Source organism: Xanthomonas hortorum, from assembly GCF_011305375.1.
GTDB lineage: Bacteria > Pseudomonadota > Gammaproteobacteria > Xanthomonadales > Xanthomonadaceae > Xanthomonas > Xanthomonas hortorum_E.
Map to the genome: position 1 here is coordinate 16,517 of NZ_VCME01000023.1, position 21,748 is coordinate 38,264.

The window sequence follows — 21,748 nt, forward strand, 5'->3', positions numbered from 1 at the left end:
TCACAGTTTCGGCCTGCCGCCATCACTGATTTATCACAAATTTAACACTAGCGAATTCATCTCTTTTGCAACAAACGCGGTACCTGCGCGGCGGCGTGGGTCCAGATGGCAAGCCAGACGCCGAGCCGGGTCGCAAGCCCGCGTTGACCGGCCTCGAACTTGCGGAAATAGCGCCACAACCCACGGTGCTTATGCCATTCGACGAAGAACGGCCGCGCCCGGCTGGAGACGCCGCGCACGTGCACCACCTGCAGATCGTTGGCCACCGCGACCAGCGCACCGGCCTGGCGCGCGCGCCGGCACAGGTCCAGATCTTCGGCGTGCAGGCGGTAGTCACCATCCCAGCCGTCGAGTCGGTCGAACAGGCTGCGTTGCATCAGCATCAAGGCCCCGGAAATGGCGTCCACAGGCTGCAAGGCCAGCGCCGGGTCGGCCGGCACCGCCAGCTGGGCGGCGGCGCGCGGTGCACGCAGCATCGCGGCAAAGTCCGGATCGCGGCGGCGCACTGCGGCATCCGGCTGCCCCTGTTCGTCCACCTGCTCCACGCCCAACAGCACCGCCGGGTGCCCGGCCGCGCGTGCGCGCAGCTGCACCAGGGTGTCGGGTTCGACCATCAGGTCCGGATTGATGAAGACCAACCAGGGCGCCTGCGAGTCGCGGGCGCCTTGATTGCAGGCGGTCGCAAAACCGGGGTTGTCGGGATTGGCGATGAAATGCACCCGCGCATCGGCCAGCGCATGCCGCTGCACGACCTCCAGGGTGTCGTCGCTGGACGCGTTGTCGACCACCCGGATTTCGCTGATGCCCTCGGCCGCGCGCAACCGCGACAGGCAGGCATCGATGGTGCTGCTGCTCTGATAGGTAACGACAACGGCGGCGATCTGGACAGGTGTCATCCGGCAATTATCCCGTGCCAAGGCCGCGCAGCGCCATTGCCATTGCCATCTCCATCGCCGTCGTCGCTGCCGCCGCTCCTGCAAGGCCGGCATGACGGCCGCCTGCTTGAGCAGGCATACTGCGCGCCCGAAAGCCGCCAGGCGGTTTTCGGTAGCGCCGCCTGTGGCGCACCCCCTACACCTGATCCATGAGATGACGGCCAGCGACCTTTCGGTGTTGCGCTGCCTTATCAATCCATGCATCGCGACCGCCTGATGGCGCGCGCGATGCAACGACGGCCTGGCAGCGCCGTCTGTGTCGTTGCCGGCGTGCGCGCCGGGTCTGGTGCATCGGCTTCGCTCTTTTGGTCTATACCACTGACACTTCCTGTCAGCGCTCTCTTGGCGAGCGCGTGCCCATGAGCACCGAGCATCAGGTGCATGGCATGAGCCTGGAATTGGCGCTGCCGGACTGGCCGATGCTGACCGCCGACGAGATCCATCGCGTGTTGCAGCGCGTGTCCCGCCACGCCGGTGGCGAGGTGATCCGCTGGCATAGCGCACGCCCCTTTTCCGCCGCTGCATGCGTGGACACCGTAACCGGCATGCTGATCGTCAAGCGTCACCACTGCTGCGTGCGCACGGTCGCTGCGCTGCGCGAGGAACACGTCTTCATGGCGCATCTGCGCTGGGCCGGCGCGCCGGTGGTCGAGGTGCTGCACGATGCCCAGGGCCGCACCGCATTGACGCAAGGCGATTGGGTCTACGAAGTGCAACGCGTCGGCACCGGGGACGATCTGTACCGCGATGCGTTGTCGTGGACCGCCTTCCACAGCGACCAGCATGCGTTCGCAGCCGGTGCTGCCTTGGCACGCCTGCATCTGGCAGCACAGGGATTCGACGCGCCGCCGCGCGACACCAGCGTGCTGGTCGCCAACTTCAGCGTGTTTGCGCAGGCAGACCCGATCCAGGCACTGGAACAGGCACTGTTGTCGCGCCCTGGCCTGGCCGCCGATTTTCAACAGCGGCCGTGGCGCAGCGATCTGGCCGCACATCTGCTGCCCTGGCACGCACAGGCATGGCCGTTGTTGTCGGCACCGGGGGCGATGCCGCCGCTGTGGACGCATGGCGACTGGCATGCCTCCAACCTGTTGTGGCGCACGCAGGACGGGGACACCGAGGTCAGCGCGGTGTTCGACTTTGGCCTGTGCGATCGCAGTTTTGCGCTGTTCGATCTGGCCACCGCGATCGAACGCAATCTGATTCCGTGGCTGAATCTGGACAACGGGCAACGCGCGCAACCGCAGCTGGACCAACTCGACGCACTGCTGGACGGGTACGCACAGCACTATCCACTGGACGCTGCGCAACTGCGCCTGCTCGCCGCCTTGCTGCCGATCGTGCATGCCGATTTCGCCTTGAGCGAGATCGAATACTTCGCCGGCATCACCCGCTCGGCCGGCAACGCCGACATCGCCTATCACCGTTATCTGCTTGGCCACGCGGACTGGTTTGCCAGTGCCGATGGTCAGCGTTTGATCGAACACCTGCACGCACGTGCGCGCCGTCTGCCATGAGCGTTTTTCTTTCTTCTTTTCGAGTCTTGCGCATGCCTGTGTCCCCCACCACCCTGCTCTCTCGCTGCCCGCTCGCGCTTGCACTGGCGCTGTGTATCGCCACACCGGCGTTGGCGCAACAACAACCCGACGACGCAGCGGTCGAACTGGATGCCGTGAACGTACGTGGCGAACGTGCCGATGCAAACACCGCCTTGACCGGATTCGGTGCCACGCGCCTACTGGATGCGCCGGCCTCGATCGCGGTGTTCGATCGCCAGCAATTGCTCGATCGTCAGGCACGCGTGCTCAGCGAGGTCTTGCGCGCCGATGCCTCCGCAGGCGATGCGTATGCGCCGATCGGCTACTACGAAAACTTCGTGGTGCGTGGCTATTCGCTCAATGCCGCCAACAGTTACCGCATCAATGGCCTGAGCGCGGTGGGCGAGCAATCCATTGCGCTGGAAAACAAGCAGCAGGTGCAACTGCTCAAAGGCCTGGCCGGCCTCCAATCTGGAGTCAACGAACCGGCCGGGTTGATCGACTACCGCACCAAGCGGCCCGAGCATGTGCGCAGCGTGATCCTGGGCACCGACGAGCAAGGCTCGCGCTATGTCGCGGCCGATCTGGGCGACTGGTTCGGTGCCGAGCGCACGCTGGGTGTGCGCGTCAATGCCGCACGCGAAGACATCAACAGTTATGTCGACCATGCCGATGGCTACCGCAATTTCCTCTCGTTGGCCGGCGACTGGAAGATCAGCCCGCAATCGCTGCTGCAACTGGATGTGGAATACCAGCATCGGCAACAGCGCTCGGTGCCGGGCTATCAGCTGTTGGGCGGCACGCAGGTGCCGCGCGACATCGATGTGCGTCGCCTGCTCGGCTACCAGCCGTGGGCGCGGCCGGTGGAGATGGACTCGCTCAATGCGCAGCTGCGTTACGCCTACCAACTCAACGACAACTGGCGCGCGACTGCCGAGGCGTCGCGCAGCCGCTCGGTGATCAACGATTTCTCGGCCTTTGCCTGGGGCTGTTATGGCGCGGCCAGCTGCGCCGACATCGTCACGCCCAACTTCTTCAGCGCGCAGGGCGAGTACGACGTTTACGACTACCGCAGCCCCGACGACACCCGCGTGCACGATCAGGTGCGCGCCACATTGGAAGGCCATGTGGTCACCGGCATGCTGGATCACCGTCTGAGCATCGGTGGCGATTGGTTACGCCGCACCATCGAGCGTTTCGGCTCGGTCAACGAATTTGTCGGCAGCGGCAGTATCGAGCGCGACCCGGAGGTGTTTGCACAAACCGACGTGGCACTGGACCCGAAGCAACGCCGCCTGGATAGCCGTCAACGTGCCCTGGTGTTGGCCGACCGGATTGGCTTCGGTTCGCAATGGGAGCTGTCGCTGGGCGCGCGTTATGTGCGGCTGGACGAGCGCGCGTTCGATCGCGACGGGCTACTGGAACGACGCACGCGCAAGGACGCAGTGCTGCCGCAGGCGGCGCTGCTGTTCAAGCCGCAGCAGCAGGTGGCGTTGTATGCCAGCTACGCCAAGAGCCTGGCAGCCGGCGGCACCGCACCATGGTTTGCCGACAATGCCGATGAAATCCTGCCGCCCACCAACGCGTATCAGCTGGAAACCGGCGCGAAGATCGAGCTCGATGGCCTGCGTCTTGGCGCGGCACTGTTCGACATCCGCCAGGCCTACCAGTTCACCCAACCGCAGGCCGACGGTGGCCTGCTCTACGTGCAACAAGGCCGCCTGCACAATCGCGGCCTGGAGCTGTCGGCCGACGGCGCGGCCACCGAGCAACTCCGCATCTTCGCCAGCGTTGCGGCGATCCGTGCGCGTGCAGAAGACACCGACATTGCCGAGTACGAAGGCCATCAGGCGATCAACGTGCCCAAGCTGCGCGCCAGCGTGCAGGCCGACTACAGCGTGCCCGGCATCGATGGATTGGCGCTACTGGCAGGCGTGCAATACAGCGGGCGCAAGTTCGCCGATCGCCTCGGCAATGCCAGCGTGCCGGCCTACACCGTGGCCAATCTGGGCACACGCTACGCCACTGCACTGGGCGGCTTGGCAACGACCTGGCGCTTGAACGTGGACAACGTGTTCGACAAGCGCTACTGGCGCGATAGCGGTGAATACCAGGGCGATGCGTATCTGTTTCCCGGCGCGCCGCGCACTGCGCGATTGACGGTGCAGGTGGATTTTTAAAAAAGTGCTCCCCCATCCGCCCTGCGGGCGGCTTGCTCCGCAGGCGCGGGAAGAGAACAGCATCGGCGTTGTTGGTTTGGGTCTTTCTCTGGCGACATGCGGGCAGCTGTGATCTGACCCTGGTGTGCACTGCAGCTGCGATTCGCGCAGTGAACGACCTCCACCGGCTGCACGCACTGTCGCATTCGCATTTTCCGCCCTTGCCGCCACTGATCCACTTTCCATCAGGCTTTGCATGTCACTTCTCGAATCCATCGCCGTCGTGATCAACCTGCTCGGCGTCTGGCTGACCGCGCGGCGCATTCGCTGGTGCTGGCCGGTCGGCATCGTGGCGGTGGCGCTGTACGCCTGGCTGTTCTATCAGTGGAAGCTCTACTCGGACATGCTGCTGCAAGGCGTCTACGTGCTGACCCAGCTGTACGGCTGGTGGCACTGGCAGCGCGGAACCGCCGCAGACACACGCATCCGTCCGTTACCGATGCCGCACGCGGAATTGTGGGTGTCGCTAGGCATCGGCGCGCTGTTTGCCGCCGCGCTCGGCGCCTATATGCATCACCGCACCGATGCCGCGCTGCCGTGGCTGGACGCGGCGCTGGCCAGCTTCAGCCTGGTTGCCAGCGTGTGGGCCGCGCGCAAACGCATCGCCAACTGGGTGCTGTGGATCGTGCTCGATTGCATTTACGTGGGCGTATTCCTCAGCAAAGCGCTATACCCCACTGCCCTGCTCTACGCCGGTTTCGTGCTGCTGGCGGTGTATGGATGGCGTAGCTGGAACACCCAACAGAAACAGAACCCGGCAGGCATCGACTGAGCCATGTGCGGTTTGTGGGCGCGTTCTTCTTTACCATCGCAACATGCATCTCTTTCATCACACTGCCTTGCACATGCGCTGCGTCCGTCATCGGTGGATCGCCGCATGAGCGTGTCGCGCCAACACGCCATCACCGAAATCATTTCCGCGCAGATCGCCGCCGGCGAATGGGGCCCGGACCAGCGCCTGCCGGTGGAGCGCGAGCTTGCCGAGCGCTTCGCCTGCACCCGCATCACCTTGCGCGAGGCCTTGCAGCAGTTGGAAGCGCAAGGTCGCATCTACCGCGAAAACCGGCGCGGCTGGTTCGTCAGCGCACCGCGCGTGCGCTACGACCCCACCAGCATCGCCGGCTTCATGCAGTACGTGGCGGCGCAAGGCCGCAAACCACGCACCGAGCTGTTGAGTGCCACCCGGCAAGCCGCCGGTGCTGCCTACGCCGCAGCGCTACGGCTGGAAACGCCGTACGACGAAGTCTTCGTGCTGCAACGCCGGCGCTGGATCGACCGCCGCGCGGTATTGCTGGAAACCAACGTGGTGCTGGCCGCGTGGGCGCCCGGTCTGCTCGAACACGATCTGGCCGGTTCGCTGTCCAGCGTGTTCAACCAGAAACTGGGCCTGTTCTTGAGCCGCGCGCACGTCTCGATGCATCCGGCCGGGCTGGATGCCACACAAGCCATGTTGCTGCAATCCACCACCGGCACGCCGTGCTTCCGGCTGCAACGAGTCAGCTTTGCCGAAGACGGCCGCGCGGTGGAACTGGATATCGAATCCTGGCGCCACGACGCATTGGATGTGGTGGTACGCACCGAGGCACCGACGCGTTCTGCTTCTTGAGCGGCTAACAAGGCTACGTCACCTCAGTCACTGCACTGCGGCCTGGCTGCAGGACCCTTGCCCGCCCACCGTCGCGGGACACGCTGCAAGGCAGAGCGGCTGATCTGCGGCTTCGCTGCAGGGCCCTTGCCCGCCCACCATCGCGGGACACGCTGCAAGTACGTCCTTGTAAGCTCTTACGCGGCATCCATGCCGCGTAAGGTCCCGCGACGGTGAGCGGGCCGGGATGGTCGGTGTGCATGGTTTAAGCAAAGCAGCCAGCAAACTGTCTGGCGTGGTGTCCTCACCGCTTGCGGGACCGTGTGGCGGCATCGATGCCCCTTAGGCAGCTGCTCTACGCGTCAAATAGCCTGCGTTGTGGATCCGGCGGCGGTAGATCGGCCAGCAATTGTGCAAGTTGATCGCGTTGCGCACGCAACGGGTCGTGCATCAGGAAATTGGCCAGGCGTGCATGCCAGGCCGGCCAGCGCGTGGCTAATGCATCCATGTCGCCATCGGCCGGGCGGCCTTCATGCGGCGAGGCGACGAAGGCGGTTTCGCACAGGACATTGCGCCATCCCAATCCACCCATGCGCAGGCTCAGATCGACCAACGCGGCGTACCACGAGCCGTAACTGCTGCCATCCAGACCACCGGCCTTCCGCCGCGCACTGCCGCGCAACAGCACGGCGTGACCGGTGGCCGAAGGCAGTTCCGGATGCAGCGGCGGCATCGCGGCGCAGGCCGCAGCCAACCGTTCCGGCGCGGCGGGCATGGGATTGAGTTCGCCCAGTCGCGGCCAGCCGCAGGCTTCGCCCACATTGCTCCACGGTGTGGCGGTGGCAATCGCCGCATCGCGCGCAAAGCAGGCGTTGAGCTGATTCAACCAACCCGGCAGCGGGCAGGCATCGACACCCAGCACCACCACATCGGCATCGCCGCAGCCGCTGAGCATCTCGTCCAGATGCGCCACCTCGCCGAGCATGCGCTGGCGGCGGGTGTGATGCGCCTGCAACGGCGTGCGCGCCAACCAATGTTCGATCACCGCGCGGCCGCGCGGGCCGGCCTGCGCATCGTCGGCCAGCCACACCCGCGTACCGGTGGGCGTGGCCGCATCCAATGCACCCAGGCAGGCATCCAGGGCCTCGTCGTCGGTGCCGATCGGCACCAGCACGACGGGCAGCGTGTTGTTCATTAAACCCTAAGCTAGCTGATCAGTTAACTTTAATTATATCAGGCAATACTGGGAAAAAAATTACATTCCAAGGGGTGAGAAACACCGGAAAACAGCGCCAATCTGCTAAAGATGCAAACAATCTTAATTAATTCAAATTAATTATTGAAAATGCTCGATAACCACCCCAAGGCATGTCTAAACACTCGGCGACCCCGGGAGTTGTTGCAGTAATGACCCAGCCCGATGGAATAGGAGAAACCCCGCACACCTGCATAGCGGCTTGTCCAACTGAATCAACTAAAGTGTAAGAAAGATACATCGATTTCCCTGGATCGTAACACTTCGCATCACCAAAATTTACGCGAGTAATAACCCAGTTCACAGGAATCTGCGAAATCGAGCACGCATTTACTTGAGACAGCCCCTGAACCCTCTCAATTCTGTAGGCCAAGTATCCATTAGGTCCTGGGCAGTTTGGAGCCCCCGACACTGTTTCGACAATTACCCAGCCCGCAGGGATTGTGGATCCTTGGCACACTTCTATCACCGTGCTTTTGACCAACGAGACATCCCGAACCCTTTTTACTAAACCCTCTTTGCAGTAGCCAGCCAGCTCGTTTGATTGAATTATTGCATCTACAACGGACCCGCTCTTAACCGCCTCACTAGCGCAGACATAATCAAAATCATCATATTCTGATGCCTTCGAAATACCAGGAACAGCAATCGAGGCTATCGCGATAAAAAATTGACTCAGAAACATGAGTAAAATCTTAGTGCGCATATTTTTCACATCCATATGTGTATGTGTTCTTAAATTAACCGAGCCTAGAGTTGAATTCCGCGACCGCAATCACAAAAAAATAAATTCAACGATTAATTACTTATTACCCATCAATTATTCTTCGCAGAATGAAGAGGCTCCATCGCGCGGAATCGCTGGCCGTATTCGTCGGTGAGATTGCGCGCTTCCTCCGGGTTGCGCACGATCGATGGAGTGATCAGCACGATGACTTCTCGGCGCGTGTTGTCGCGGGTCTTGCTACCAAACAGGGCACCCACGACCGGCAGCTTGCTCAGGAACGGGACGCCAGCGCTACCGTCGGATGTACTGTCATCAATCAGGCCGGCTAGCATCATAGTATCGCCGCTTTGCACCGCAGCTTCTGTTTTGACACGACGCGTATTGATATCGACGTTGCAGGCAGCGCTATTGACGGTGGTGGTTGCGGCCGCCGTACACGCTGCAGGTCGTGCACCGGGCGTACTGACTTCCTGCACGATATCCAGGAACACCATGCCGTCCTTGGTGACGCGCGGACGCACTTTCAAAATCACACCGGTGTCGATGTACTGCACCGAAGAGAAACTGCTATCGCTTCCCAGCCCAGTGTTAATCGAGGTGGAATTGATCGGAATGCGCGAACCCACGTTGAGTGTGGCTTCGGCGTTGTTACGCACAAACACCGACGGAGTCTGCAGCAGGCGTACATTAGTGACTCGATCCAGCGCGTTAATAACCGCGGCGGCGTTCTTACCGAGGAAGGTCCAACCAACACCGTTACCAGTCACGCTACCAGCAATGTCGCCCCAGATATTGCGGCCCGCAGCCGGTGGCAGGGCAGGTCCGCCACTGCCATCGGCATTGAACGGCGTCGTCACCGCATTTTCGAAGTACCAGTTCACGCCATAACTCAGCTCACCGGTCAGATTGACCTCCGCAATCTGCGCTTCGATATGCACCTGCATCGGCATCACGTCGAGCTTTTCGATGACGTCGCGGATCGAATTCCACGACTGCGGCGTGGAGCGCACCAGCAAGGTGTTGGTTTCGGCCACGGCCGAGACGCCCACCTTGTCGCCGGCCACTTCCAGCGTCACCGCGCCATTGCCGTTGCTGCGCGGCGACAGCTGCAGACTGCCATTGCCCAGGCCACCACTGCTGCTGCCACTGCCGCTGCTGCCGCCGAAGCTGCTGCCGGACGAGCTGCCATCGTTGCTTTCGCCGATGCTGCCGCCGGTGGTGCCGGAGCTGCCACCCATGCTGCTGTCGCGATTGCCGGCGACGCCGCCAAGCACGCTGGTTTCCGAGCCGGGCGCCAGCGATGCATTCGAGTCGCTGCCATTGCCACGCCCGCCGAACACTTCCGATAACCGATCGGCGAGGTCCTTGGCCTTGATGTATTTCAACTCATACGAGAACAACCGCACGCCACCACCGGCGCTGTCGATGCGGTCCAGCCACTGCTGGATCTGATCCAGATAACGCGGCTGCGGGGTGATCACCAGCACGGCGTTGGCGTTTTCCAGCGGCATGAAACGGAACATGCCGGCGCTGGGCGTCTTGCTCTGTTCGCCGAAGACTTTTTCCAGATCGGCGGAAACTTTTTCGGCCTTGCCGGACTGGATCGGGAACACGCCCACCGACATGCCCGACAACCAATCCACGTCGAAGATCTGCACGGTGCGCAGGTAGTTTTCCAACTCGGCGCGGGTACCGCCGAGCGTGATCACATTGCGCGAGTTGTCGGTGCCGACGATGGCGTTGGGCCGTGCGTAGGGCTCGAGCACCTTCTTCATTTCGCTGGCGGAGATGAACTTCAACGGCACCACGCGCACCTCGAAACCGCGCGCGGACGACGGCGATGCGGTGCTGGGTGCGACGGTGCCGGCCAGCGCCTGGTCGGCCGGCACGATGTTGTAGCGGCCACCGTTGAACACCATGCGCGCGTTGTTCCAGCCCAGCACCATTTCCAGCAGGTTCAAGGCTTGTGCCGGCGAGACCGGATTGGGCGTGGCCAGGGTCACGGTGCCTTGCACGCCCGGCGCGATGACGTAGTTCTGGCCGAGCATGTCGCCCAGGATCGCCTTGACCACGGCCTGCACCGATTCGCCTTCGAAATTGAAGGTGGCGCTGCCGCTGCTGGCCATGCCCAGCGTGGGCGACGGCGCGGCGGCTGCGCTCTGGTTGATCATGCTGCCGCTGCCGCGACGGATCACCGGCACCGGCTTGGCGCTGGTGTTGCCGTCGGCAGCTTGCTCGGCGCTGGTCTGGGTGGCGCCGGCAGCGCCGACTTGCGGATCCAGGCGCGCGTCGCGGCGGACGTCCGGCGGCGGAGTGGTGGCACAACCGGCCAACAGGCCAATCAGCAGGGACACGGGGAACAGGCGCGGCGTCATGCGTTCACTCATTGGGTCTGACCGGGGGTTGAGCCGCTCTGGCGCTGCTGTTGCAGCTGGCGGCGTCGGGCTTCGATGCGTTCGCGGATGGCACGCATCTGATCGTCGGAGGGGCGTGGGGCTTCCTGGGCGCCATCGCTGCGTTGCGGCGGCACCGTCGGCGGTGCCTGCCCGCCGGGCTGCTGGGCAGGCGTGGCGGGCTGAGGCTGCGGCGGCTGCACTGCCGCTGCGGCATCGGGCGAGGGCAACGGCGGGGTGGCGCCGGGCGCAGCCGGCGCGCCGGCATTGGCGGTGGGCGGCTGCCCGCCCTGGCCGTTGAACACCTGCAGTTCCAGGGTCTGGGTGCCGCCCGGGCCTTCGATGGTGGCGCTGCGCGGCTGCAGTGCGAGCAGGCGCCAGCCCTTGACCGCATCGCCGCCGAGTTTGACCCGCACCGAATCGTGCGGGTCCAGGGTCAGCGTGGCCATCTTGAAGTTGTCCGTCAGCAGCACGCCGGTCAGCCGCACCGTCGATGCGGCGCCGCTGCCGTCGTTGCCGGACAGGAAGAACGGATGCGGCAGGCGATCTTCGGCGAAGGCCGGGTGCGCGGCGATCTCCGAATATTTCTCGAACGCACCCAGCCGCTCCGGCGCCGGTGCCGGCAGGGTGGGCAGGCGCTGCACCAGCGCCGGGTCGTCGGGCAGCAGCTCCACCCGCTTGCCCAGGCCGGCCACCGCCAGCACGCAGACCAGCAGCGCCCAGCCGACCACGGTGACCAGCAGCCAGGTGCGCAGGCCGATCAGGTCAAGGCGCATTGCTGGCCTCCGCGGCGTCGGGGGGGGCGGGTGCGGCATCGGTATTCAGCGGCGCGGCGCTGGCGCCCGGGCGCAGATAGCCGGCCAGTTCGAAGGCGATATCCAGGCCGTTGCCGCTTTCGTTGGGCGAGAGCTGGTAGCGCTGCGCCATCACGTTGAGGTTGTCCACGAACAGGCGCGGGGTGCCGTTTTCCAGGCTGTACAGCACCGAGGCCAGTTCCGGTGTGCCGCAGCGCAGGCGCACCTGCACCGCAACGCGGGTGAAGCGGTCCTTGCTCTCCGGCTGCAGCGGCGAGCGGTTGCTGATGGCGCAGCTGCGGTTGCCGGGGCTGGCTTCCACCACCGCGCGTTCCAGCCGCTGCACCAGCCCGGCCGAGGCCAGTTCGGCGGACGTCTCCGGCAAGAAGCCGGGGCGGCTTTCCAGGGTCTGGCGCGCCTGACGCAACCGTTTGCTCACTTCCGGCGCCTGCTGCAATTGCACGCGCACGCGCAGCTCGCGCTCGCGCAGCGCTTGCAGGTCGTCCTGCACCGCGATCATCGGCTGGGTGAACCATGGGTGCACCAGCACCAGATAGGCCACGCCGATCACCAGCAGCAACAGGCCCAAAGCGATCCAGCGATCGCGCTTAACGCTGCGTGGCATCTGCCGCCTCCTTGGCATCGGGGCCGGCCAGCTCGGCGGTGATGGTGAAGCGGTCCACATTACGACCGGCATCGCTCTGCAGTACGCCGGTCAGCGAGGGCGTGCGCCACAGCGGCGAGCCTTCCAGACGGCGCACCAGCGAGGACGCTTCGTTGCTCAATCCGATCAACTGCAATTGCCCGCCTTCGACCGAGAATTTTTCCAGATAGGTGCCGCCGGGAAGACGCCGGCTCAGCTCGTCCCAGATTTCCACCGAGGTGGGGCGCGTGGCGCGTTGCTGCTGGAAGAAGGTGGCACCTTCGACCAGATCCAGCAATTGCTGGCGTTCGGCAGCGACCTGGCGCGCACGTGCGGCGTTGGCCTGCACCTTGGCACGCAAGTCGTCGGCGGCCTGGCGGCGGTTGTCCAGCAGCAGCCAACCGGCCACTGCCAGCAGCACCAGTGCGGCGGCAGTGAGCAGCAGGTTCCAGCGCTGCATCGGGTCGCTGCGGCGCAGGCGACGCGCCGGCGGCAGCAGGTTCACGCCTAACGGCAGGCCATGCGCATCGGTCACATCGATGCCGGACAACGCGCTACTCCATGCGTCGGGCACACCGTCCGGGCCATCGATCATGCGGCGCGGCACCACCACCAGTTCGGCATCGAGCTGGCCGTCTTCGCGTACATCGAGCACGCGCGCGTCGAAGTACACCTGGTCGGCGGTGAACGGGGTTTGTCGATCGATTTCAAAACGCGCCACATCCTGCAGCCGCGCGGCTGCCGCGGCAGGCAGGCGCAACGGACGACGCAAGGCATGCGCGGCCGGCAACAGCCAGTGCCGCGGCAGTCCTTCCAGTGCGGTGGGCAGCAAGGCATTGACTTCCTGCGGCTGCACCGGCCACGGCAGGCTGGCGATGGTCTCGCTGCTGTGGTCGCGCTGGCGCAGCAGTTGCAGCGCGTCGCCGTCCGGTTGCAACAACAGGCGTGACTGCGACAGACCCAACTGCCATTGCCAGCGCTGCGGCAACCAGGCCAGCAACGATTGCTGCCACCAACGCCAGAAGCCTCCGGCTCCCGGCATGGCGCGTACGCCGATACGACCCAAGGTATCCCGCCATGCGGTCATTGCACTGCTGCTCCCTCTTCCCAACGCAACACGGTATAGGCCGACCCAGGTAATGCGGACGCACTGATGGACACGACCGCCCGCAATACGGCCTCGCGTCCCTGACTCAGTCGCGCCCGGCTCTCGATACTATAAGTGTCCGAGCCACCGAGCGTCGCCTCGCTGCCCGGCAAACCCGGCGGCGCATCACGCTGGGCCAGCAATTGCCGCGCATCCAGCCCCATCGCGGTCAACACCGGGCCCGGTGCAAAGCGCGCTTCAGGCCGCGAGCGGCCGCTGTACAGCGTGAGGTTGGGCAATAGCTTGCGATACAGCTCGCCATCCATGCCCAGTACCAGGCGCAACTCGCCCAGCGTTTCGAACGGGCCGTCTTTTGCGCCGTACGGCAACCCGGCATCGGCGTAATCGCGATCTTCTGCGCCGCCGCCCGGCTGGCTCAACGAGTCGCCATCGCGCCAATCGACAATGGCGCCGGCAATGCGTGCATCGCGGCCCTGCTCGCCACCGACTGCGCGCACCAATCCCGCCAGCAATGCAGGCTCGGCCATATTCAAATCCACCTTGCCGCTTTCGTCGGTGATACGAATTTCCACAGTGGCATCGTCCATCTGCCAACGATAGCGCCGGCCGTCTGCGCGCCAGCGTGCCTGCGTGTCGGCACTTTGCAAGCGAAACAATGCGTATTCCAGGCCAGAACGCGCGTATTCCTGCGCCTGCGCGCCATTGCGCAGCATGCTGCCCTGCAGTGCTTCCACCCGCGCGGTCAGCGCGAATGCGCCGATCATCGCGGTGAGCAAGGCGATCAACCACAACACCAACACCAGCGCAGCACCACGCATGCGGCTCATTGCCCCGCTCCCGGATTGCTGGATTGCGGCAATGCCACCACCAACGACGGCCACGCGGCATTGCCACTGCGGATGTCGATGCGCACCAACAGCGGCAGCCGGTCGTGCCATTCCCATTGCGGCAACCACGCGCTCAAACGGCCGCTTTGCGGATCCATGCCGCGATAACGAAAGCTCACCTGCTGCACGTCTTCAGCGAGTTTTTCCGGCGGCAGCGTGGTGCCCTCTTCGATCGACTTGCCTGATTGCAGCATGGTCAGCGCGATCAACAGATTGCGCTGCTCGCCATCGCCGGCCACCGACAGATCATGCAGATACGGCCCACCACGGCCCAGATAATCCGGTACGTCGGCGGCAAAACGCATGCGCTGCGGCTCGCCGATGAACAACATCGGTTGCTGGCTTTGCGGGTCGATGCCCATCGCAATCGGCAACGCGGCCGCCAGCCGGCGACGCAGGAATTCTTCCACCGCGCGCACGCGCTCGCTGCGCTGGGCGATCGCTTCGCCGCGCTGACTCACCGCACTGGCCGAGCGCAAGGTAGCGAACGCCAATGCCAGCCCGCCGACCAGCAACATCGTGGCCAGCAGCACTTCGATCAGGGTGAACCCTGCGCTGCGCGAACGGCTCATGGGGCGCTGCCTGGCTGCGCCGCAGCGACCAGCCGCAAGGTGCGCCATTGCAGCACCTGATTGGGCTGCTCGCCCCAACGCACCACCAGGGTCAGTTGCAGCAGCGTGTGCGCGCCGGGGGACACCGGCGCCTGCGGATTGCGCCGCGGTTCGTCGTACGGGCGCACATCCATCGACCAGCGAAAATGCCCGTCTTCGAAGCTGCCTTGTTGCTGCTCGGGCACCAGCGGTTTGTCCATGCCCTGGGCGGCCAGCAACGATTGCGCGTGCAGCGTGGCACGCGTGCTTTCGTCGGCCGCGCGTACCTGACGCGCAGCGCCGGACAGCGATCCCAGCAACAGACTCAACGCCAATGCCAGCAGCGCAAAGGCGACGATCACCTCGATCAACGTGTAACCGCGCTGGCGCTTCATGGCGCCGGCGTCCGCAATTGGCCGGAGCGCACTTCGCCGGTGATCCAGCCCACGTCCACACGCCAGGTGGCGTCCTTGACGCGCAGGTCGATGCGCCCGCCGGTAGATGCGCCATCCGGGAAGAACTTGATGGCGCCCTGATCCTGCCGCGACTGCACCTGCCGCGCACCGGTAAAACGCACCTCCAGCGACGCCGGCAGATCGCCGTGATGGCCGCCGGGCGCTTCCCAACGGCGCTGCTGCGGGTCGATCAGAAAGCGCTGCGGGGTGCCGGTGGCGATCGCCTGGGTGCGCGTGTAGCGCAGCTGCGAGGCGATCGCCTTGCCGGCGGTGCGCAGGCGCATGCCGTCGATCCCGCCATTGAGCGCGGCAGCGGCCAGTACGCCGGCCATCGCGATCAAGGCGATGACCAGCAGCATTTCCAGCAACGAACTGCCACGCGTGCGTCTGCCACCAGGACCGACCACTCCATGCGGATGACGCAACGGCTGACACGCAACGCGCATGGCGGAAGGCTTATTGGTACTTGATGTCCGCGTCGTAGCTGCTGCCGCCGGGGCGGCCGTCCTTGCCCAGGCTGATCAGATCGAACGGCTGGCCATCGCCGGGTACGCGGTATTCGATGGTGTGGCCCCACGGGTCGTTGAGTTCGACCGGCTTGGCGTACGGGCCGAGCCAGCCACTGCTGCCGCCCGGCTGGGTGACCAGCTCATCGAGCTTGCCCGGCAACTTGCCGGTGTCGAGCTGGAAATTCTCGATCTTGCCGGCCAGGGTCTGAATTTGCGATTTGGCCAGATTGGCCTTGCCGCGATCGGCACCACCGAGCACACGGCTACCGACCAGGGTGAGCACCGCACCGATCAGCACGATGACGATGATGATTTCCAGCAAGCTCATGCCGGCCTGGGCTGCACGCGATGGACTACGGGTAATGGAGCGCTTGATCATGAACGATTTCCTTGCACGTCGATGAAAGATGCTGCCGCCAGAAGATGACACGGCGGGCATTGCAATGGTTCCCGCATGGGTGTCATGCGGTTACCGGAAAGTTGTTGTGAATCCACCGCCACGTTATCCGATGGCATTGGTCAGGTCATACAGCGGTACCAGCACCGAGATGATGACAAGCCCCACCACCGAGGCCAGCACCAGCGTGATCAGCGGCACCAGGGCGGCTAGCGCGCGGTCGATGGCTTGGGCGGTTTCCAGCTCGAAGGTGTCGGCAGTCTTGAGCAACATCGTGTCCAGCGCGCCGGACTCTTCGCCCACCTGAATCATCTGCAGAGCCAGCCGCGGAAAGCGCTTGCCGCGTGCCAGCGACATCGCCAGGCCGTGGCCGTTCTTGACGTCGTCGGCAGCGGCGTCGACATCTTCGACCAGCGCCAGATTCGACATCACATTGCGCGCGATGCCGATCGCGGCCAATAACGGCACGCCATTACGCAACAAGGTGCCCAGCGTGCGCGTCAGTCGCGCGGTTTCCAGGCGTGCGATCAAACTGCCGACGACTTTCTGCCGCAGCAACCATTCGTCCAGCGCGGCACGAAACGCCGCATTGCGCCGCTTGCGATCCAGCCATAGCCCGAGCACGCCCGGCACCACGATCAACACCACCCACCAGTCGCGCACCAGCAGGCCCACGCTCAACACGGCTTGCGTGAACCACGGCAAGGCGACATCCAGGCTTTCGTACATCTGCGCAAACTGCGGCACCACATAACCGAGCAGGAACAGCAACGCACAGCCGACCACCGCCAGCAGAATCGCCGGATAGATCAGCGCATTGATCACCTTGCCCCGGAGTGCGCGGCTGCGCTCCAGATAATCGGCCAGGCGTTGCAGGGTGTCCTGCATGCTGCCGCCGGCTTCGCCCGCGCGCACCATGTTGATATACAGCTTGGAAAACAGCCCGTGCTGGCGCTCCAGTGCCGAAGACAGCGGTGCGCCGCCACGCACGGTGTCACGCACATCGCCGATCACGCGCCGGCTTTTTTCGTCTTCGGGCAGATCCATCAGGATCGACAGCGCACGATCCAGCGGCTGGCCGGCACCGATCAGCGTGGACAGCTGTTGGGTGAACTGCACCAGCGCGGCGTTGTCGAACGGCTTCTTGCGCAACAGCATGCGCAGCGACGGCGAGTCGCTTTCGCCGGTGGCCAGGCGTGTTTCCACCGGCAGATGGCCTTGCTCCTGCAGACGCAGCACCACCTCTGCATCGCTGGCCGCTTCCATCTGGCCATCGAGCATTTCGCCGTGCGCGTCGAGCGCCTTGTAGCGGTACAGGGGCATCAGGCGTTGGAGCTGGGATTGGGGAATCGGGAATCGGGAATCGGTAAAAGCGCGATGCTGCGTTGTGTTGGCGCGATTGCGCGCACATGTGCGCGTGCGCAATGCATTGCCACGACGTTGCGCTGGTTATCTTCCGATCCTGAGCATCCGATGCTCGCTGTTGCTCCGTTCACTCTCACGCATCCTCCGTCACACGCAGCACTTCTTCGATGGTGGTTTCGCCACGCAAGGCCTTGGACAGGCCGTCCTCGTACATGGTGCGCATGCCGGCCTTGCGGGCCAGTTGTTCGATCTCGCCCATGCCGGCACGGCGCATCACCGCGCGCCGCAGCTCGTCGTTCATCACCAGGAATTCGACGATGGTGGTGCGGCCGAGATACCCGGTCGGCGCCGCTGCCGAGGCGCGCGGGCGATACAGGTAAATCTCGCCCTCCGGCTGCAGGCGGCGCAGGTTGAAACGCTCAACCTCCTCCGGCGATGCCAGGTAGCGTTCGGCATTGGGCAGGTCGAGCTTGCGCACCAGGCGCTGCGCAAGGATGCCGTTGATGGTGGAGGTGAGCAGGTAGTCTTCCACGCCCATGTCGAGCAGGCGGGTGATGCCGCCGGCCGCGTTGTTGGTGTGCAGCGTGGACAACACCAGATGGCCGGTGAGCGCGGACTGGATCGCGATGCGCGCGGTTTCCAGATCGCGCATTTCGCCGATCATGATGATGTCCGGATCCTGACGCACGATGCTGCGCAGCGCATTGGCGAAATCCAGCCCGATCTGCGGCTTGGCCTGGATCTGGTTGATGCCTTCGATCTGGTATTCCACCGGGTCTTCGACGGTGATGATTTTCACGTCCGAGGTGTTGAGCTGGCTCAATGCGGTGTACAGCGTGGTGGTCTTGCCAGAACCGGTCGGGCCGGTCACCAGCATGATGCCGTGCGGTTGCTCGAGCACCTTGCGGAACTGCGGCAGAAAATCTTCGGTAAAGCCCAGCTTGTAGAAGTCGAACACCACTGTTTCGCGATCGAGCAGACGCATCACCACGCTCTCGCCATGCGCGGTAGGCACGGTGCTGACGCGCAGATCCAGCTCCTTGCCCTGCACGCGCAACATGATGCGGCCGTCCTGCGGCAACCGGCGTTCGGCGATGTTGAGCTTGGCCATGATCTTGACGCGGCTGATCACCGCGGCGGTGAGTTTGGCCGGCGGGCTTTCGCCTTCCACCAGCACGCCGTCCACGCGATAACGCACCTTGAGCCGGCTTTCGAACGGTTCGATATGGATGTCCGAGGCGCGCAGTTCCACCGCGTGCTGGATCACCAGATTCACCAGCCGGATCACCGGCGCTTCGGAGGCCAGATCGCGCAATGCTTCGATGTCGTCGCTGCTGTTGGCATCGCCATCGGCGGTTTCCACGATGGTGCCCATCGCGCTGCGGCCCTGGCCATACCAGCGCTCGATCAGATCGTCGATTTCAGAACGCAGACCGACCTGCAGAAACAGCGGGAACCCGGTCGCAAGACGCACCGCATCAATGGCGTAATCGTCGTACGGATCGGCGATCCACAGATCCAGCCGGCCGTCGCGTTCGCCGACCGGGCACAGATGAAATTGTTTGAGAAAACGCAGCGACAGGCCCTGCACTTCGGGCAGCATTTCCGGCGGGGTATCGCCGAGTTGGCGTGCGTCCACCAGCGGCAGGCCGAGCACATCGGCGCAAGTCTCTGCGTGATCGCGTTCGGACACCAGGCCCAGACGGCCCAGCAAGGCCAGCAGGCCCATGCCGGATTCGGTCTGCAACTGGCGCGCGCGCAGCAGATCGGTGTCCTTCAGACGACGGCGTTCAAGCAATGCTTCGACGATGCGCGTCTCCGCACTTCGATGCTCAATTGGATCGACGGCAACCGCGTTCACACTCGTCTCCACTGGTTCGGCGCCGACTGTAGCAGTTTGCCGCGACGATCAACCGCACCCATCTGAATCGCCCTGAAAAACGATGCCCCCGGTGATTGGCCGGGGGCATCGGTCACACTATTTCACCGCTTACTGTCGTGCAACGAGCGTCAGCTTACTGTCGTGCAACGAGCGTCAGCTTCGCGTAGTCCTTCGCACCGACCAGCTTGATGTAGTAGGTGCCTGCCTTGGGTGCAGTGAAACGCACGGTTTCGCTGTTGCCCGGGCGGGTCGACTTGGCATCGTAGGAGGTAGCGGTGGGCTCGGCTTCGAAGCTCACGTACACCGACACATCGCCGGTACCGCCGTAGGTCATGAAGCTGAGCACCGCGCCGGCCTTGGCGTCGAAGCTGTACAGCGTGGAGCTGCCGGCAGCGCCGCTCAGCCCAGCCAACGGCGCCTTGTTGGTCAGCGCGATGGCGGTCGGTGCGCAGCTCTCGGTGGCCGGGTCGCAGGGTTCCACCAGCACCGCTTCCAGCGCGGCCTTGGCATCGACGATGCCGCTGCCGATCGGGGTGCTGGCCGGCGGGGTCACCGGGAAGCGACGGCTGGTCTGCTTGAGCAGGGTTTCCACCGCGGCCGGGGTCAGCGGGCCATCGCCCAGACCGATCGACGCGCTCTGCACCAGCGCCACGACGCCGGCCACGTGCGGGGACGCCATCGAGGTGCCACCTAGGCCCATATAGGTATAAGTGCCCGAGGTCGGCGTGGTCGCACCGGTATAGCCGGCCTGCCAGATGTAGCCGCCCGGATTGCCGTCCACGCTACCGCCGCCGCCCGGACCCGACAGGTCGACCTTGCTGCCGTAGTTGGAGTAGTAGGTGATGCCGCCGGTGATGCGCGTGGCGCCTACGGTGATCGTGTTGTTGCAGCTGGCCGGCGAATGGTTGGCCGCATCTTCGCCGCTGTTGCCGGCCGCCACCACCACGGTGGTGCCGCGCGACACCGCGCCGTTGATCGCCACCTGGGTGGCCGGATCGCAGGGTTCGCCGCCACCCAGGCTCATGTTGATGACTTCGGCCGGGTTGGTGTTGGCCGGCACGCCATCCACCGCACCGCCGGAGGCCCACACGATCGCATCGGCGATGTCGGAGGTATAGCCGCCGCAACGGCCGAGCACGCGCACCGGCAGGATGGTCGCCTTCGGCGCCACGCCCGCCATGCCTATGCCGTTATTGGTCGCCTCGGCCACGGTGCCCGAGACATGGGTGCCGTGCCAGGAGCTTTCCTCTGCCACCGAGCCGTCGTAGCAGACGTTGTCGGCTTCTTCCCAGTCGCCGTAATCCAGTGCGCCCGGGACGCGGGCGTCGGTCGGGCGACGCGAGACTTCGGCATCGGTGATGAAGTCGTAACCCTGCAGCAGGTTACCGGCAAAATCCGGATGGCCGGGCAGGATGCCGGTATCCAGCACCGCCACCACCACGCCGGCACCCTGCGAGAGGTCCCATGCGGCCGGCGCGTTGATGCCGCCGTTGGGGTTGCTCAGGTGCCACTGGTACTGCGCATACAGCGGGTCGTTGGGAACCAGCTGCGGGCTCACGTCGGTCGCGGCAACACTCTTCTTGATCTCGACCGGGCGCAGCATGCGATCGATCTGCACGTCGGCCACGGACGGGTCGTTCTTCAGCTCCACCACCACCTTGTCCACCTGTGCGGCGGTCAGCGTGCTGGACAGCTTGATCAGGTCCGAGCCGATGCCGAGCTTGCGCACATACGTCGCCTTGGCGGCGGCTGCGCTGGCGCGCGCACCACTACCACTGCTGGCGCCAACGCGGCCGACAGCGGCCTGCACGGCGCCGAGCTTGCTGGCGCGATCGGTCGCAGCGGCGGTGTTGTCCTTGTAGCGCACGATCAGACGGCTACTGAATGCGTCGCCGGCCGCTGCTGCCTGGGTCGGTTCCTTGACCAGCAGTTGCGGGGCGGCAGCGAGGGTGCCCGATGCACCGAGCGCCATCATCAGGATGGCGCCGGTCAGCGGGTTGAAACGGAAATTCTTGTCGATCACGGTGAAGTCCTCTTCGTGTGTTTCGTCAGTCAAGTCAGGCTTGGAACGACCCTCGAAACTGCTGCGCAACCGCGGACGGCACGCTGCGTTTCGTCAGCCACTCCTGGTACGGCCATCACTCCATGCGAATCCGTTGGCCGGCCCAGCCACGGTCCTTACCCGCCCCCTCAGGCCTTGCTCTACCGCAGCGGCGCAACTCGGCGCCGCTGCGTTTCATGCCGCAGCGCGTTACCAGCCGAAACCGGCACCCACGCCGATCGAGCTGTCGTCGCCACTGAGTGCGCCGCCGACCGTCACCGTGGCGCGCGGGCTGATCGCACGTTGGTAACCCACCGACAACGCCGATTCGCCGTTCTGGAAACCGACGCCGGCACCGACGCGGTTTTGCGAGGCGATACCGGCCACGCTGGCGGACATGTTCAACATCGCCGAGCTCATCGCGC

At 64.5% G+C, this 21,748-nt stretch carries 20 protein-coding genes; 4 read left to right on the plus strand and 16 right to left on the minus strand.

Annotated features, from left to right (window positions below):
* Positions 1-56 precede the first annotated feature (56 nt).
* Positions 57-896: a glycosyltransferase family 2 protein gene (locus FFY45_RS18600; RefSeq protein WP_176341567.1), complete on the minus strand. Its 840-nt coding sequence runs from the start codon at positions 894-896 to the stop codon at positions 57-59.
* Positions 897-1,294: 398 nt separating this feature from the next.
* On the opposite strand from FFY45_RS18600, the gene FFY45_RS18605 reads away from it, so the two are divergent.
* From FFY45_RS18605 to FFY45_RS18620, 4 genes are all read left to right on the plus strand, one after another.
* Complete coding sequence (locus FFY45_RS18605) at positions 1,295-2,452, plus strand: phosphotransferase enzyme family protein (protein ID WP_176341568.1); 1,158 nt, start codon at positions 1,295-1,297, stop codon at positions 2,450-2,452.
* Positions 2,453-2,484: 32 nt separating this feature from the next.
* On the plus strand, positions 2,485-4,653 hold the full coding sequence (locus tag FFY45_RS18610) for a TonB-dependent receptor (protein ID WP_176341569.1): 2,169 nt from the start codon (positions 2,485-2,487) through the stop codon (positions 4,651-4,653).
* Between the two features lie 235 nt (positions 4,654-4,888).
* The gene (gene pnuC, locus FFY45_RS18615) at positions 4,889-5,464 is read left to right on the plus strand and encodes a nicotinamide riboside transporter PnuC (protein WP_176341570.1); all 576 of its coding nucleotides are present in this window, start codon (positions 4,889-4,891) and stop codon (positions 5,462-5,464) included.
* 105 nt (positions 5,465-5,569) lie between these two features.
* Positions 5,570-6,298 (plus strand): UTRA domain-containing protein, encoded by a 729-nt coding sequence (locus tag FFY45_RS18620; RefSeq protein WP_176341571.1) that lies wholly within the window; start codon positions 5,570-5,572, stop codon positions 6,296-6,298.
* Positions 6,299-6,632: 334 nt separating this feature from the next.
* On the opposite strand, the gene FFY45_RS18625 is transcribed toward FFY45_RS18620, so the two are convergent.
* The 15 genes from FFY45_RS18625 to FFY45_RS18695 all read right to left on the minus strand — a co-directional run.
* Positions 6,633-7,472, minus strand: coding sequence for a glycosyltransferase family 2 protein (locus tag FFY45_RS18625; RefSeq protein ID WP_176341572.1), 840 nt, complete (start codon positions 7,470-7,472; stop codon positions 6,633-6,635).
* A gap of 127 nt (positions 7,473-7,599) precedes the next feature.
* Positions 7,600-8,238 carry a hypothetical protein gene (locus tag FFY45_RS18630; protein ID WP_176341573.1) on the minus strand — a complete coding sequence of 213 codons (639 nt, stop codon included), beginning with the start codon at positions 8,236-8,238 and terminating at the stop codon, positions 7,600-7,602.
* 110 nt (positions 8,239-8,348) lie between these two features.
* On the minus strand, positions 8,349-10,646 hold the full coding sequence (gspD, locus tag FFY45_RS18635) for a type II secretion system secretin GspD (protein ID WP_176341574.1): 2,298 nt from the start codon (positions 10,644-10,646) through the stop codon (positions 8,349-8,351).
* Positions 10,643-11,428 carry a type II secretion system protein XpsN gene (gene xpsN / locus FFY45_RS18640; RefSeq protein WP_176341575.1) on the minus strand — a complete coding sequence of 262 codons (786 nt, stop codon included), beginning with the start codon at positions 11,426-11,428 and terminating at the stop codon, positions 10,643-10,645. Before xpsN ends, gspD begins: the two co-directional genes overlap by 4 nt.
* On the minus strand, positions 11,418-12,071 hold the full coding sequence (gene gspM, locus FFY45_RS18645) for a type II secretion system protein GspM (protein WP_176341576.1): 654 nt from the start codon (positions 12,069-12,071) through the stop codon (positions 11,418-11,420). Before gspM ends, xpsN begins: the two co-directional genes overlap by 11 nt.
* Entirely contained in the window at positions 12,055-13,176 is a 1,122-nt protein-coding gene (locus FFY45_RS18650; protein ID WP_115039749.1) for a PilN domain-containing protein, read from the minus strand. Before FFY45_RS18650 ends, gspM begins: the two co-directional genes overlap by 17 nt.
* The gene (locus FFY45_RS18655) at positions 13,173-14,024 is read right to left on the minus strand and encodes a type II secretion system minor pseudopilin (protein WP_176341577.1); all 852 of its coding nucleotides are present in this window, start codon (positions 14,022-14,024) and stop codon (positions 13,173-13,175) included. The genes FFY45_RS18650 and FFY45_RS18655 overlap by 4 nt, the downstream gene beginning before the upstream one ends.
* Positions 14,021-14,656 carry a type II secretion system protein J gene (locus FFY45_RS18660; protein WP_176341578.1) on the minus strand — a complete coding sequence of 212 codons (636 nt, stop codon included), beginning with the start codon at positions 14,654-14,656 and terminating at the stop codon, positions 14,021-14,023. The genes FFY45_RS18655 and FFY45_RS18660 overlap by 4 nt, the downstream gene beginning before the upstream one ends.
* Positions 14,653-15,069 (minus strand): type II secretion system protein XpsI, encoded by a 417-nt coding sequence (gene xpsI, locus FFY45_RS18665; protein ID WP_023902634.1) that lies wholly within the window; start codon positions 15,067-15,069, stop codon positions 14,653-14,655. Before xpsI ends, FFY45_RS18660 begins: the two co-directional genes overlap by 4 nt.
* A complete protein-coding gene (gene xpsH / locus FFY45_RS18670) occupies positions 15,066-15,575 on the minus strand; it encodes a type II secretion system protein XpsH (protein ID WP_176341579.1) in 510 nt (169 codons plus the stop codon). Before xpsH ends, xpsI begins: the two co-directional genes overlap by 4 nt.
* A 10-nt stretch (positions 15,576-15,585) precedes the next feature.
* The gene (gene gspG, locus FFY45_RS18675; protein WP_043888939.1) at positions 15,586-16,017 is read right to left on the minus strand and encodes a type II secretion system major pseudopilin GspG; all 432 of its coding nucleotides are present in this window, start codon (positions 16,015-16,017) and stop codon (positions 15,586-15,588) included.
* A gap of 123 nt (positions 16,018-16,140) precedes the next feature.
* Positions 16,141-17,358, minus strand: a complete 1,218-nt coding sequence (gene xpsF, locus FFY45_RS18680) for a type II secretion system protein XpsF (RefSeq protein WP_023902633.1) — start codon at positions 17,356-17,358, stop codon at positions 16,141-16,143.
* A 175-nt stretch (positions 17,359-17,533) separates the two neighbouring features.
* The gene (gene gspE, locus FFY45_RS18685) at positions 17,534-19,261 is read right to left on the minus strand and encodes a type II secretion system ATPase GspE (RefSeq protein WP_168957125.1); all 1,728 of its coding nucleotides are present in this window, start codon (positions 19,259-19,261) and stop codon (positions 17,534-17,536) included.
* A gap of 154 nt (positions 19,262-19,415) precedes the next feature.
* On the minus strand, positions 19,416-21,305 hold the full coding sequence (locus tag FFY45_RS18690) for a S8 family serine peptidase (RefSeq protein WP_176341582.1): 1,890 nt from the start codon (positions 21,303-21,305) through the stop codon (positions 19,416-19,418).
* 228 nt (positions 21,306-21,533) lie between these two features.
* A partial coding sequence (locus FFY45_RS18695; RefSeq protein WP_176341580.1) for a YadA-like family protein occupies positions 21,534-21,748 on the minus strand: 215 nt, incomplete at its 5' end.